Origin of the sequence: Pseudonocardia lutea, from assembly GCF_042658055.1 — a bacterium.
Taxonomy (GTDB): Bacteria; Actinomycetota; Actinomycetes; order Mycobacteriales; family Pseudonocardiaceae; genus Pseudonocardia; species Pseudonocardia lutea.
Map to the genome: position 1 here is coordinate 25,675 of NZ_JBHSQK010000070.1, position 13,384 is coordinate 39,058.

General features: G+C 74.8%; 12 protein-coding genes. 6 read left to right on the forward strand and 6 right to left on the reverse strand.

Annotated features, from left to right (window positions below; translation table 11 throughout):
* The first annotated feature begins 21 nt into the window (after positions 1 to 21).
* Positions 22 to 1,215 carry a trans-sulfuration enzyme family protein gene (locus ACFQH9_RS24250; RefSeq protein WP_379569281.1) on the forward strand — a complete coding sequence of 398 codons (1,194 nt, stop codon included), beginning with the start codon at positions 22 to 24 and terminating at the stop codon, positions 1,213 to 1,215.
* Positions 1,216 to 1,332: 117 nt separating this feature from the next.
* On the opposite strand, the gene ACFQH9_RS24255 is transcribed toward ACFQH9_RS24250, so the two are convergent.
* Positions 1,333 to 3,501: a transglycosylase domain-containing protein gene (locus ACFQH9_RS24255; protein WP_379569283.1), complete on the reverse strand. Its 2,169-nt coding sequence runs from the start codon at positions 3,499 to 3,501 to the stop codon at positions 1,333 to 1,335.
* Positions 3,502 to 3,694: 193 nt separating this feature from the next.
* On the opposite strand from ACFQH9_RS24255, the gene tatA reads away from it, so the two are divergent.
* The 3 genes from tatA to ACFQH9_RS24270 all read left to right on the forward strand — a co-directional run bounded on the left by tatA (position 3,695) and on the right by ACFQH9_RS24270 (position 5,445).
* Complete coding sequence (tatA, locus tag ACFQH9_RS24260; protein WP_379569285.1) at positions 3,695 to 3,952, forward strand: Sec-independent protein translocase subunit TatA; 258 nt, start codon at positions 3,695 to 3,697, stop codon at positions 3,950 to 3,952.
* Between the two features lie 61 nt (positions 3,953 to 4,013).
* Complete coding sequence (locus tag ACFQH9_RS24265; RefSeq protein ID WP_379569287.1) at positions 4,014 to 4,922, forward strand: TIGR03854 family LLM class F420-dependent oxidoreductase; 909 nt, start codon at positions 4,014 to 4,016, stop codon at positions 4,920 to 4,922.
* Between the two features lie 31 nt (positions 4,923 to 4,953).
* Positions 4,954 to 5,445: a DUF309 domain-containing protein gene (locus ACFQH9_RS24270; protein WP_379569289.1), complete on the forward strand. Its 492-nt coding sequence runs from the start codon at positions 4,954 to 4,956 to the stop codon at positions 5,443 to 5,445.
* Here ACFQH9_RS24270 and ACFQH9_RS24275 read toward each other — a convergent pair whose 3' ends face one another.
* Positions 5,446 to 6,558, reverse strand: coding sequence for a dipeptidase (locus ACFQH9_RS24275; protein ID WP_379569291.1), 1,113 nt, complete (start codon positions 6,556 to 6,558; stop codon positions 5,446 to 5,448).
* Between the two features lie 47 nt (positions 6,559 to 6,605).
* On the opposite strand from ACFQH9_RS24275, the gene ACFQH9_RS24280 reads away from it, so the two are divergent.
* The gene (locus ACFQH9_RS24280; RefSeq protein WP_379569293.1) at positions 6,606 to 7,532 is read left to right on the forward strand and encodes an NAD(+)/NADH kinase; all 927 of its coding nucleotides are present in this window, start codon (positions 6,606 to 6,608) and stop codon (positions 7,530 to 7,532) included.
* Between the two features lie 4 nt (positions 7,533 to 7,536).
* On the opposite strand, the gene ACFQH9_RS24285 is transcribed toward ACFQH9_RS24280, so the two are convergent.
* Positions 7,537 to 8,652 carry an NDMA-dependent alcohol dehydrogenase gene (locus ACFQH9_RS24285; RefSeq protein WP_379569295.1) on the reverse strand — a complete coding sequence of 372 codons (1,116 nt, stop codon included), beginning with the start codon at positions 8,650 to 8,652 and terminating at the stop codon, positions 7,537 to 7,539.
* Between the two features lie 191 nt (positions 8,653 to 8,843).
* On the reverse strand, positions 8,844 to 9,584 hold the full coding sequence (locus ACFQH9_RS24290) for an SDR family NAD(P)-dependent oxidoreductase (RefSeq protein ID WP_379569297.1): 741 nt from the start codon (positions 9,582 to 9,584) through the stop codon (positions 8,844 to 8,846).
* A 144-nt stretch (positions 9,585 to 9,728) separates the two neighbouring features.
* On the opposite strand from ACFQH9_RS24290, the gene ACFQH9_RS24295 reads away from it, so the two are divergent.
* Positions 9,729 to 10,580 (forward strand): shikimate dehydrogenase, encoded by an 852-nt coding sequence (locus tag ACFQH9_RS24295; protein ID WP_379569299.1) that lies wholly within the window; start codon positions 9,729 to 9,731, stop codon positions 10,578 to 10,580.
* A gap of 14 nt (positions 10,581 to 10,594) precedes the next feature.
* On the opposite strand, the gene ACFQH9_RS24300 is transcribed toward ACFQH9_RS24295, so the two are convergent.
* Both ACFQH9_RS24300 and ACFQH9_RS24305 read right to left on the reverse strand, forming a co-directional pair.
* Positions 10,595 to 11,875 carry an MFS transporter gene (locus tag ACFQH9_RS24300; protein ID WP_379569301.1) on the reverse strand — a complete coding sequence of 427 codons (1,281 nt, stop codon included), beginning with the start codon at positions 11,873 to 11,875 and terminating at the stop codon, positions 10,595 to 10,597.
* Entirely contained in the window at positions 11,872 to 13,302 is a 1,431-nt protein-coding gene (locus tag ACFQH9_RS24305; RefSeq protein ID WP_379569305.1) for an MBL fold metallo-hydrolase, read from the reverse strand. Before ACFQH9_RS24305 ends, ACFQH9_RS24300 begins: the two co-directional genes overlap by 4 nt.
* Positions 13,303 to 13,384 lie beyond the last annotated feature (82 nt).

The following is a 13,384-nucleotide window of genomic DNA, read 5'->3' on the forward strand; positions in this document are numbered from 1 at the left end:
CGCGGCGGTCAGAATGCCGCCGTGGAACGGCTCCCTCTGCAGACCCTCAGCGTCCATGCCGGCAACGACGTGGATCCCGGCACCGGCGCGATCCGCCGCCCGGTCGTCATGGCCAACTCCTACGCGCTGCCGGACGACCCCTCCACGCTGAGCTGGTCGGAGTTCGGCACACCCCTCTACACCCGCAACGGCGGCGCCAACCAGGGTTGGCTCGAGGACAAGCTCGCCCTGCTCGAGACGGCCGGCGAGCGCGGTGACGTCGACGCGGTCGCTCTGGCCAGCGGGGTCGCGGCCGTGCACGCGGTCCTCTTCACGTTCCTGCGCAGCGGGGACCACGTCGTCTCCTCGGACGTCACGTACGTGGCCGTGTACCGGCTGCTGACCGAGCTGCTGCCGGAGAAGTACGGGATCACGGCCACCCTCGTCGACTCCTCGGACCCCGAGGCGGTGCGCGCCGCGATCCGGCCCGAGACGCGGCTGGTGCACGTCGAGACCCCGGCCAACCCGACCACCCGGATCACGGACGTCGCGGCCGTCGCGCGGATCGCGCACGAGGCGGGCGCCCTGCTCAGCGTCGACGCGACCTTCGCCACGCCGGTCCTGCAGCGCCCGCTCGCGCTCGGTGCCGATCTCGTCGTGCACTCGCTGACCAAGTACCTCAACGGCCACGGCGACGCGATGGGCGGCGCGGTGATCGGCGACCGCGCCCTCACGGACCGGATCCGGGCCGACGCGATGGTCAACGTCGGCGGCGCGATCAGCCCGTTCAACGCCTGGCTGATCATGCGCGGGTCGGTGACCCTCCCGCTGCGGATGCGCCAGCACTGCGCGAGCGCGCAGGCGGTCGCGGAGTTCCTGCAGGCGGATCCGCGCGTGGCCTACGTCGCCTATCCGGGGCTGCCGGACCACCCACAGCACGCGCTCGCGGCGCGCACGATGAGCGGCTTCGGCGGGATGCTCGCCTTCGCGGTCCGCGGCGACGCGGACGTCCAGAACCGGTTCGTCGCGAACCTGGAGGTGATCACCTCCGCGGTGTCCCTCGGGCACGACGAGTCGCTGATCGTGCACGTCTCGGGCGACGACGAGCGCGCCGGCGCCTACCCCGAGGAGTTCCGCCGGTGGGGCCACCTGCGCTTCTCGGTCGGGCTCGAGGACGCGCGGGACCTGATCGCGGACCTGGACCGGGCGCTGACGGAGACCCTCGGCCCCCGCTGAGTCCCCGCGAGTCGGCGGTCCGAGGACACCGAGTTGCACCTTCCGGGAGGTCCCGAGAAGTGCAACTCGGTCGACCGGAACTGCCGACTCGCGGTGCCGGAGCTCGCGACCCGCGGGTCAGCCGTTGCCGCCCGGGTCGTGGTGATCGGGGTTGTGGCCGGTGTCGTCGGGGGCGGTCTCGCCCTGGCCCTGGTCGGGCTCCGGGGCGGCGACCTGCACGGACGGGATGGTGCCGGTGAGGTAGCGGGGGTCGGTGGGCGGGAGCGGCACCACCGGCTGACCGGCGAGGATGTCGCCGAAGGCACGGTAGAAGGTGCGGGCGGGGGCCTTGCCGCCGTAGATGTTGCCGCCCGAGCAGCTCCGCGGCGGGGTGCCGTCGCAGATCGGCCTGGGCGAGCTGGAGTCGTCGAACACGATGGCGGCCCCGGCGAGCTGGGGCGTCGCGCCGACGAAGGCCGCGGACTTGTACTCCTGCGTGGTTCCGGTCTTGGCCGCGATCGGCCGGTTCCAGCCCGTCTGCCCGGCGGCGGCGGCCGAGGTGCCCCCCGTGGCGTCGTCCTTGGACAGGCCGGTCATCAGCGTGTCGGCGATCGCGGGGTCGAGCGCCTGCCGGCAGGCGGCCTGGGTGACCGACACCGGGGCGCCCGTCCGGTCGGTGACCGACTGCAGCGGCGAGGGCGGGCACCAGGTGCCGTGGCTCGCCAGGGTGGCCTGCACGTTGGCCAGCTCCAGCGCGCTGGTCGGCGTGACGCCCAGCGTGAACGACGCCTGGTTCTGCTGCTTCATCACGTCCGCGATCGAGGCGGTGCCCGGCTTCCCGCTGTAGGGCGTCTCGGCCAGCGAGGTCAGCCCGAGCCGGACCGCCATGTCGACCACCGGCGCGATCCCGGTGCTCTCCTCCAGCTTCACGAACGCCGTGTTCGGCGACTCCGCCAGCGCGTCCTGCAGGGTCAGGGCCGTGCGGTAGCTGCCCGCGTTGCCCACCGGGATCGGCCGCCCCGCCCCGTTCCGGTAGATCGGCGACGTGTACCCGCTGGGCGGCACCGGGATCACCGTGTCGATCCCGACCAGGTGCTGCTCCATCGCCGTCGCCGCCGTGAAGATCTTGTAGACGGACCCGGCCCCCATGTTCTCCGGCTCGTACGGCAGCCCGTAGCTGGACTCGCCCTTCCTGTTGCCGAAGGTGCGGTTGGCCGCCAGGGCGACGACCTGGTGCGCGTCCGCACCGGGCCGGACCACGGCCACGACGTCCGCGACGTGCGGTTGGGTCGGCGGCACCTGCCCGTCGATCGCCGCCTTGGTCTTGGCCAGCGCGTCCGGGTCCAGGCTGGTCCTGATCGTGTAGCCGCCGCCTGCGAGCCGGTCCGTCGCGAAGCCGGACCGGTCGAGGTACGCGAGCACGTAGTCGCAGAAGTAGCCCGCGTCGCCCGCGCCGATGCAGCCCTCGGCCGGGATCGACGGGTCCGGCACCACGCCCAGCGGCGCGGCGGCGGCCTGCGCGGCCTGCTCCTGGCTGATCGCCCCCTGCTGGCGCAGCGCCTCGATGACGACGTTGCGCCGGCCGGTGGCGCCGTCCGGGTGGGCGACGGGGTCGTACTCGGCCGGGCTCTGCACCATGCCGGCCAGCAGCGCGGCCTGCGGCACCGTGAGCGCCGCGGCGTCGACCCCGAAGTACGCCTGCGCCGCGGCCTGCACCCCGTACGCCCCGTGTCCGAAGTAGACGAGGTTCAGGTAGCGCGTGAGGATCTCGTCCTTGGACAGCTCGTGGTCGAGGCTGACCGCGAGCTCGGCCTCCTTGAGCTTGCGCGCGTAGCTGGGCGCGACCGCGGCCTGCCGCTCGGCGTCCGTCCGCGCGGCGACGTAGAGGTCGTAGTTCTTCACGTACTGCTCGGTGAGCGTCGACGCGCCCTGCGTCGCACCGCCGTGGGAGTTGTTGACGAGCGCGCGGGCCGCGCCGATCGGGTCGAACCCGCCGTGCTCGTAGAAGCGCCGGTCCTCGATCGCGACGATCGCCGCCTTCATCGCGGGGGAGATCGCGTCGCTCTCGACCGGCACGCGGTACTGGTCGTACAGCGACGCCACGGTCCTGCCCGTCGCGTCCTGGACCCTGGTCACCGCGGGGAGCACGCCCGCCTCCAGATCCGCGTTCGTGCCCACCGCGGAATCGCTCACCGCGTCCGCCAGCAGTCCGATTCCGCCGGCGAACGGGAACAGCATTCCGGCGACCAGGACACCGGCCACGACGACCAGCACCGCCAGCCGTCGCACACCCCACGCGAGACCCACGGGTGCACTTCTACCAGCACGGACCGTCGGCCGCCGGTGAGCCCAACGGCGTCGTGAAACACCTCTTCGGGACGATCATCCGCAATTCGGACGCAATTCCGAGGGCTCCGCTGAATTTCGTGCACCCGCTGTGGAGTGCGATTCCAGGCAGGCGCACACTGCACGCGTCGCGCGACGACGGAGGGACGGAACGATGGGTGAGCTGAGCCTCTGGCACTGGCTGATCGTGGTCGCGGTGTTCGTGCTGCTGTTCGGGGCGCGCAAGCTGCCCGACGCCGCCCGGAGCCTGGGCCGGTCCGCGCGCATCCTCAAGGCGGAGCTGCGGGCCGAGGACGCCGGATCCGCGACGCCCGAGCCGGCCGAGCCGACCCCGGCCGACTCGACCCCCGCACCGGACGCGCCTGCACCGCAACCCCCTCCGGCCGAACCCTCCCGCCCGGGTCCGGCCTGAGGGTGTCCCGTCCCACCGGCCGATCGACAACCGGGCGGACGGGCACCTAGCGTCGTCTCCCGTGAAGGTCAGGATCGGGATCGGGTCGTTGCCCGTCGGGAACGGCACGGGTGAGGTCGGCGGGTTCGCGGAGCTGGTCGACGAGCTGGAGGCCCGCGGGATCGACTCGCTGTGGCTGCCCGACCTGGTCGGCACCGACTCGGTCGACGCGCTGACCGGCATGGCGTTCGCCGTCGGCCGGACGCGCTCGCTCAAGGTCGGCACCGGTGTGCTCGTGCTGCCGGGTCGCAACCCCGCGCTGGTCGCGGCCCAGCTGGCCTCGCTGGCGGCGTTGGCGCCCAAGCGGATCCTGCCCGCGTTCGGCGTCCGCCCGGCCCGCCCGCGGGAGCGGCAGCTCTACCCGGTGCCCGACGGGAAGCGGGCGGCGGTGTTCGAGGAGGCGCTCGTCGTCGTCCGCCGGCTGCTGGCCGAGGAACGGGTCACGCATCACGGCGAGTACTTCCACCTCGACGACGCGACGATCGGGCCACGCCCGCCCGGCCGGCTCGACCTGTGGCTCGGCGGCCGCGCCCCCGTCGGCCTGGACCGCATCGGCCGGCTCGCCGACGGCTGGCTGGGCAGCTTCGTCACCCCGGCCGAGGCCGCCGGGTGCCGGGAGACGATCGAGCGGTCGGCCGCGGCCGCGGGCCGGGAGATCGAGGAGGACCACTACGGCACCAACCTCGCCGTGGTGCCGCCCGAGGCCACGACCGCGCAGGTCGACGCGGCCCTCGCGGCGTCGCTGGACCGGCGCCCGGACGTGGACCCGCAGAAGGTCGTGGCGCACGGGTGGGCCGAGGCGCGCGACCGGATCCGCGAGTACGTCGACGCGGGGCTGACGAAGTTCGTGGTGCGCCCGGCCACGCCCGTCGCGTCGTGGCGGGGCTTCCTCGACGGGTTCGACCAGGAGCTGCGCCCGCTCGAGACGTGAGCGCGCGGGGGCGGTGTGGCAGGGTTTCGGCGTGAGGGTTCGACGGGTCCGTGATCGAGACGAGGCGGGCCGCGCCCGCAACGCGCGCCCCCGCGACGCCGCCGGGCGGCCCCTCCCCTACGGCACCCCCGGCGTGCCGCAGGTGCCCGACGACCTCGACCTGACCCCCGAGGAGACCGTCACCGAGGCCCAGCGGCTGCTGGACGAGGGGCTGCCGTTCCAGGCGCACGAGGTCCTGGAGGCGGCGTGGAAGTCCTCGGACCCGGACACGCGCGACCTGTGGCGGGCGCTCGCCCAGTACGGCGCCGGGCTCACGCACGCCCAGCGCGGCAACGCCCGCGGCGCCGTCTCGCTGCTGGAACGGGCGTCGGACGGCATCGCCCGCTGGGTCGGCGACCCACCTGCGGGCCTGAACCTGCGTGGCCTGCAGGACCACGGCTTCGCGCTCGCCGGGCGGATCGAGCGGGCGGGCAGCACGGACGGGGTCACCCCCGAGGACCTGCGCCCCTCCCTGCGCGGCTGATCACCCGCCCGACGACCCGGCGACCTCGTCGACCGCGCGGAGCACCCGCAGCACGTTGCGGCCCGCCAGCCTCCCGCAGTCGGCCGCGCTCCAGCCGCGGGCGAGCAGGGCGTCGAACAGCCGCGGGTAGGCGCTCACGTCCTCCAGGCCGGCGGGCAGCTCGGCCACGCCGTCGTAGTCGCCGCCGATCCCGATGTGGTCGATCCCGGCGACCTCGCGCACGTGCTCGAGGTGGGCCACGACGTCGTCGAGCGTCGCCCCGGGCGGCGGCGGACCGTCCCAGCTCGCGGCGAAGGCCTCGCGCGCCCGCAGGTCCCGATGGTCCTGCCCGGCCGCGGCCATCGCGTCGGCGAGCCGGGCGTCCCACTCGGCCACCGCGCGCGAGACGAACCGCGGGACGAAGGTCACCATGCAGACGCCACCGTTGGCGCGCAACGACTCCAGGACGTCGTCGGGCACGTTGCGCGGGTGGTCGGTGACCGCGCGGGCCGACGAGTGCGTGAACAGCACCGGCGCGGTGGTGGTCCCGAGGGCCGCGCGCATGGTGGTGGCGGCGACGTGCGAGAGGTCGACGATCATGCCGATCCGGTTCATCTCCGCGACGACCGCCCGGCCGAAGTCGGTGAGCCCGCCGTGCACCGGCTCGTCCGTCGCCGAGTCCGCCCATTCGGTGTTCAGGTTGTGCGTCAACGTCATGTACCGGACCCCGGAGCGGCGCAACGCGCGCAGGACCTGCAGCGACCCGCCGATGCTGTGCCCGCCCTCGGCCCCGAGCAGGGAGGCGACGTAGCCGTCCGCGACGGCGGCCTCCACCTCGTCGGCCGTGGTGACCACCCGCAGGTCCGCCGGATAGGTGTCGGCCAGCCGGTGGACCCGCTCCACCTGCTCGACGACCGCGCGCACGGCCGCGTCGCCGGTGAACGAGCAGGGCACGTAGACCGACCAGAACTGGCCGCCCACCTTCCCGGCGCGCAGCCGCGCGAGGTCGGTGTGCAACCGCGGCTCGCCCCCGGCCAGGTCGGGCTCGGGGTCGCCGAGGGTGCGCAGGGCCCACGGCAGGTCGTTGTGGCCGTCGATCAGCGGGGTGCCGGAGAGCAGGTCGGTGGCGTGCACAGCCGAGCAGTGTGCACCCGTGATCACGGACCGGCAGACTGGACCACGTGGACGGCTCCCCCGGCGTGGCCCGCGTGGCCCTGGTCCTGCATCCCCGCAACGACGTCACGGAGGTCGCCGAACGCGTCGTCGAGCTCGCCTCGGTGCGGGGCGTCGAGGTGCTCGTGCGTGCCCCCGACGCGCGGCGCGTGTCGGGGGCGGTCCCGGTCGGCACGGGCGAGCTCGCCGCCGAGGCCGACGGGGTGATCAGCCTGGGCGGGGACGGCACGATGCTCGGCGCGCTGCGCCTGGTCGCCGACCGCCCCGTCCCGGTGCTCGGCGTGCACCTGGGCAACCTGGGCTTCCTCGTCGAGGTGCACCCCTCCGAGCTGGATCGCGCGCTGGCCCGGCTGCTCGCCGGGGACTTCGTGGAGGAGCCGCACAGCGCGCTGCGGATCACCGCGGGCGAGCGGCGGGCGGTGGCGTTCAACGACCTCGCGCTGGCCCGGCACCCCGGGCGCGGGACCGTCGACGCCTCGCTGGCCGTGAGCGGCCTGCGGTACGGCTACTACCGGTGCGACGCCCTGGTCGTCGCGACCCCGGCCGGCTCCTCGGCGTACAGCTACGCGGCGGGCGGCCCGCTGGTGTCGCCCTCCGTGGGCGGGATCGTGGTCACCCCGTCGGCGCCGATGTCGGGGATCTCGCGGCCGCTGGTGCTGTCCGAGGCGGACACGCTGCGGCTGGAGCTCAACCCGCGGTGCGGGGCGCTCGCCCTGGAGGCCGACGGGATCGGGCAGGGCGAGGTGGGGCCCGGCGACCGGGTGGAGATCACCGTGCAGACCGCGGCCGGGCGCGTGGTCCGGCTGGATCCGGACGTGCACGCCCGGCGCAGCCGGGTCAAGCTGAGCCTGCTGGACCTCCCGCTCCTCCCCGAGCAGCTGCGCGAGCTGCTGCCCGGGGAGGTGCGCGAACGGCTGGAGGCCCGCGGCGGGTGAGGCGTCAGTAGACGATCACGCCGCGGATGTTCTTGCCGTCGTGCATGTCCTGGTAGCCCTGCTGGACCTCGTCGAGCGAGTAGGTCTTGGTGATCAGCTCGTCGAGCTTGAGGTGCCCCTGCTGGTACATCTCCAGCTGGCGCAGGATGCCGAAGCTCGGCGCCGAGGCACCGAACAGCGAGCCCTGCAGGCGCTTCTGGAACAGCGTGAGCTCGGAGATCGCAATCGGGACGCCGACCTCCTGCAGGTCGCCCAGGCCGGTGACGACCGCGGTGCCGGCCTTGCGGATCGCGGCGAAGGCCTGCGCGACGTGCTCCGGCTTGGTCACGCCGACGGTCACGATCGCCGAGTCGGCGCCCTGCCCGTTGGTGAACTGCTTGGCGAGCTCGCTGGCCTCGTCCATCGAGTCGACCGCGTGCGTGGCGCCGAGCTCCTGGGCCTTCTCGCGCTTGAAGGCCACCGGGTCCACCGCGATGATGTTCGACGCGCCGGCGTGCTTCGCGCCCTGCACGGCGTTGATCCCGATGCCGCCGATGCCCATGACGATCACCGTGTCACCGGGCTTGACCTCGGCGGAGTTGACCGCCGAGCCCCAGCCGGTGCCGACCCCGCAGCCCACCAGGCAGGCCTTGTCGAGCGGGATGTCCTCGGGGACCTTCACCGCCGACTCGACCGCCACCGTGGTGGTCTCGCAGAAGGTCGAGATGCCGCACATCTGGCCGACGGGCTGGCCGTCGAGGTGGAGCCGGAAGCTCTCGGGGTCGTCCCAGCGCGAGCCCTGCAGCAGGGTCGAGCCCAGGTCGCACAGGTTCTGCTGGCCGCTCGCGCACCAGCGGCAGCGGCCGCAGCCGGGCAGGAACGAGAAGACGACGTGGTCGCCCTCCTTGAAGCCCCGGGTGCCCGGACCGACCTTGGTCACGATGCCGGCGCCCTCGTGGCCGCCGGCGAACGGGTAGACGCCGACCGGGATGTCGCCGGTGGCGATGTGGTCGTCGGAGTGGCACATGCCGGACGCGACCATCTGGACCTGGATCTCGCCGCTCTGCGGGTCGTCGACCTCGAGGTCCACGACCTCGTACTTGCCCGGCGCCTGCCGGATGACTGCTCCGCGGGTCTGCACTTCGTGTTCCTCCTGGGACACCGTCGTCACATGGGGAGATGCGCACAAGACCCTATGACCGGCCTCCGCAAAGGGGAAGGGGCAGGGCGCCTCGCGTCACCGTTCTGTCGACTGTCCGCGGGTTGCGCGCCGGGCTTCCGCGTGTCGCGCCCCGGCTCCTGCGGGTGGCGCTCGGCTCGTGCGGGTCGCGCTCAACGGGGCATGCGGCGCCAGAGGGCGCGGGGGGCGTGCCGGAGCAGCGCGAAGATCGGCTGCAGCACCCGCGGCACCCACACCTCGTCCCGCCCGCCGCGCAGCGCGGCGACCGTGGCCTCGGCGACCTGGTCCGGGGTGCTCGAGAAGGGCGCCGGCCGCATGCCCTCGGTCATCCGCCCGATCACGAAGCCCGGCCGCACCAGCACCAGGCGGACCCCCGAGCCGTGCAGCGCGTCGGCGAGGCCGGAGGCGAACCCGTCGAGCCCCGCCTTGGCGCTGCCGTAGACGTAGTTCGCGCGGCGCACCCGCACCCCCGCGACCGAGGAGAACACGACGATCGTGCCGCTCCCCCGCGCCCGCATGACCTGCGCGAGCTCGGTGAGGACCTGGACATGGGCGACGTAGTCGGTGTGCACGATCTGCACCGCGTGCGCCGCGTCCGCCTCCGCCCGCGCCTGGTCGCCGAGCAGCCCGAAGGCGACGACGGCGAGGTCGATGCCGCCGTGCCGCGCGACGACGTCGTCGAGCAGGGGGCGGTGGGAGGCGAGGTCGTCGGCGTCGAACTCGACCCGCTCGACCTCCGCCCCCTGCGCGCGGACGGTCTTCTCCTCGGCGTCGAGATCGCCGCTGCGGCGCGCGGCGAGGACCACGGTCGACGCCTCGCGCCCCGCCAGCCGCCGCGCCACCGCGACCCCGATCTCGCTCCGCCCACTCAGCACCAGCAGCGTCCCGGCCATGGGCGGGAGTCTCGCAGGGTCGGGCCGCGCGCCGGGTGACCGATCGCGCGCGCATCGAGCAGGCCGCGGCGCGGTTCGTCGCCGACGAGCACGTCACGCTGGAGGCGTTCCGGCGCTGACGGGGCGCTGGACCATACTGGGCCGGTGACCGGCGAACGACGGGCCGCGGTGCTCGGCTCCCCCATCCGCCACTCGCTGTCCCCGGTGCTGCACCGCGCCGCCTATCGGGCGCTCGGTCTCGCCGGCTGGTCCTACCTCGCGCACGAGGTCGACGAGGCGGGTCTCCCGGCGTTCGTCGACGGGCTCGACGGGACGTGGGCCGGTCTGTCGCTCACCATGCCGCTCAAGCGGGTCGCGCTGGAGGTCGCGGACCACGTCTCCCCGCTCGCCGCGGCCACCGGCGCGGCGAACACGCTGGTGCTGGGCCCGGACGGTCGGCTGGCGGACAACACCGACGTCGCCGGGATCGTCCGCGCCCTGCAGGCGGCGGGCGTCGGCGCCGTCGAGCGGGCCGTCGTGCTGGGCGCGGGCGGGACCGCCCAGGCCGCGCTCGCGGCGCTGCGGGAACTGGGCACGAAGGACCCGGTCGTCCTCGTCCGCAACGCCGGCCGCACCACCGAACTGGCCGCGGCCGCCGAGCGGCTCGAGGTGCATCCCGAGGTCCGGGCCCTGCTCACCGGCACGGCGGGCGACCTCGCGGCCGCGACGAGCCTGCTGACCGGGGCGGACGTCGTCGTCTCCACCCTGCCCGCGGGTGCCGCCGACGAGTTCGGCGGCGTGCGCTGGAACCCGCGCACCGTGGTGCTCGACGTGATCTACGCGCCCTGGCCGACCGCCCTCGGCGCGGGTGCGGCCGCGGCGGGCTGCCGGGTCGCGAGCGGGCTGGACATGCTGCTGCACCAGGCGGTGGCGCAGGTCGAGCTGATGACCGGCCGCCCCGGCCCGGTCGGGGCGATGCGGACCGCCCTCGACGAGGCCGTCCTCGCCCGCTCGTGACCCGGGCCCGGGGCTCACGCGCGGCGCGGCTCCGACGGGCGACCGCGGCCGCGCATCGCGACCTGGCTCCACACCGCGGAGGCGGCGGTGAGCGCGGCGGCGACGAGGACGGCGGCCTCGAGGGAGGCGAGGGCGGCGGTGAGGCCGCCGACGAGCGCCCCGACCGCGTAGCCGAGATCACGCCAGAAGCGGTAGCCGCCGAGGGCGGCGGCGCGGGCGACGGGATGGACGCCGTCGCTGACCGCGGCCAGCAGCGCGGGGTAGACGAGCGCGGTGCCGACGCCGAGCAGGAACGACCCGACGATCCCGGCCAGGAAGGCCTGGGACAGGCCGAGCACGATGATCAGCAGCCCGACCGCCTGGATCGCCATGCCGGCGACGACCGGGACCTTGCGGCCGATCCGGTCGGCGAGGTGACCGGTGCCCAGCATGCCGACGGCCCACATGAACGGGTAGAGCGCCTTGATCATCCCGACCCCCTCCACCGACACCCCGGCCCGGACGAGCAGGACGGGGAGCAGGACCCAGGTCAGGCCGTCGTTGAGGTTGTTGACCAGGCCGGCCTGGCTGATCGAGGTCAGGTTCCGGTCGCGCCAGGTGAGCTCGGCGAACACGGTGCGGAACCCCGGCGGCCCGGGATCGTCGTCGCGTCGTCGCGCCCGGTGCTGCTCGGCCTCGAGCTTCGCGTGCGCGCTGGTGTCACGGACCAGGACGAGGGTCAGGAGGAGCCCGGCGACGGCGTAGCCGACGCCGAGGAGCTCCGGCGCCGGTTGCAGTCCGTGCGCGGTGGCGAGATACCCCGTGGCCAGCGCGGTGACGGCGACGCCGAGGTAGCCGGCGGTCTCGTTGATCCCGAGGGCCAGCCCCCGGCGGGCGGGCCCGACGAGGTCGATCTTCATGTTGACCGTCATGGACCAGGTGAGGCCCTGGTTCACGCCGAGCAGCACGTTCGCGGCGATCACCCACCACCAGTCGGGTGCGAAGGCGAGCAGCAGCGGCACCGGCAGACCGACGAGCCACCCGGCGACCAGCACCTTCTTCCGGGTGCAGCGGCCGACGACCGCGCCGCCGACCAGGTTCGTCACGGCCTTGGTGAGCCCGAACGCCATCACGAACAGGGCGATGGTGAGGTCGCCCAGCCCGAAGACCTGCGCGCCGACGAGCGGGGTGACCGTGCGCTCGAGCCCGACCATCCCGCCGACCAGCACGTTGACCAGGGCCAGCAGGGTGAACTGGCCGAGGTTCTCGCGCAGCCCCAGCCGGACCGGCGGCGAGGTGGCCCTCGTGGGGCTCACCGGCGCGCCTCCCCTCCGCGCGAGGCAGCGGGGTTCCCCGGTGCTTCGTCGGGGCCGGTGACCAGTGGCCGTCCGGTGCTGTCGGCCCAGTCCCCGGGCCCGCCGACCACGACGGCGAGGTCGTGGTGTCCGGCGCGCTCGAGCAGGCCGGCGGCGGTGGCCGCGCGCTCGCCGTGCCCGCACATCACCGCGACGGGCCCGGGGGCGAGCCCGGCGGCACGGTCGGCGAGGGCGCCCAGCTCGACGTGCCGGGCGGCCGGCAGGTGCCCGGAGGTGTACTCGGCGGACTGCCGGACGTCGAGGACGACGGCCTCCCCCGCGAGCTGAGCGGGACGCAGGACCCGCGTCGCGGTCGTCGCGTACCCCGCGGCGGCCCACGCGTCGAGGCCGCCGGCGAGCTCGCCCACGATCCGGTCCACGCCGACGGCGAGGGCGGGCCAGACGATGTCGGCGGGGTCCTGGTCCGGGTCGCGCACGACGACGACCGGTCCGTCGGCCGGGGCGACCCAGCCGAGCCAGGTGGCGAACTGGGGCCGCAGGGCGATCGAGAGGGCGCCGGGGACGTGGGCCGCGGCGTACTCCGGGACCGGGCGGACGTCCACGAGCGTCGCGCCGTCGGCGCACAGCCGCCGCACCTCGGCCGCCGGCAGGGCGGCGAGGGCACCGGCGGAGGCCGTGTCGAGCACGGGCGGGCCCTGCCGGTTGATCTCGCCCAGCCGCCGGAAGTAGGCGGGGTAGCTGCCCAGCGAGCCGAGCAGGGTGTCGACGAACCGCTGCTCCTCGCCGACGGCGAGCAGGGGGTTCGTGGCCAGCTCACGGGCGACCGTGGAGGTGCGCTGCGCCCCGGGCGGGGCGGAGCAGAACGACCCGGCGCCGTGCGTGGGCCACACGGCCGTGGGCCCGGGCAGGGCGGCGAGCCGGCGCAGCGACGCGAACTGGGCGCGGGCCAGCTCGTCGGTGCGGTCCGGCCCGAGCAGGTCGGGCCGCGCCGCCGAGCCGACGATCAGGGATCCGCCGGTGAACACCCCGACCGGGGCGGCACCGTCGGAGAGCAGGAAGGACAGGTGCTCGTCGGTGTGCCCCGGGGTGGCCAGCGCGGTCAGCCGCAGCCCGCCGAGGTCGACCTCCTCGCCGTCGCGCAGCCCGCGGTGCGGGAACCGGCGACCGCCGGCGGCCGACGCGAGCACGGTCGCCCGCGCGTCGCGGGCGAGCTGCACCGCGCCGGAGAGGAAGTCGGCGTGCAGGTGGGTGTCGGCGGCGAACCGGATCCGCAGCCGCTCGGCGCGGGCCCGGGCGTGCACCGCCCGCAGGTCCCGCGGCGCGTCGACCACCAGCGCCGACCCGTCGCCGAGGTCGACGAGGTAGCTGGAGTTGCCCAGCCCTTCGTCGACCACCGCGTGCACGCGGACCTGCGTGGGCGTGACCATCGCTCCTCCGCCCCCTCCCGATGGGCCGGCTCGTGCCTCCGCGTCGCCGGGCCGGGCGCGTTCGACCCGCCGACGGTGAGGC

Bases quoted from the DNA above. Each gene is read 5' to 3' on its own strand.
- tatA (WP_379569285.1), top strand. From the start codon at position 3,695: ATGGGTGAGCTGAGCCTCTGGCACTGGCTGATCGTGGTCGCGGTGTTC.
- ACFQH9_RS24290 (WP_379569297.1), bottom strand. From the start codon at position 9,584: ATGGCCGGGACGCTGCTGGTGCTGAGTGGGCGGAGCGAGATCGGGGTC.
- ACFQH9_RS24305 (WP_379569305.1), bottom strand. From the start codon at position 13,302: ATGGTCACGCCCACGCAGGTCCGCGTGCACGCGGTGGTCGACGAAGGG.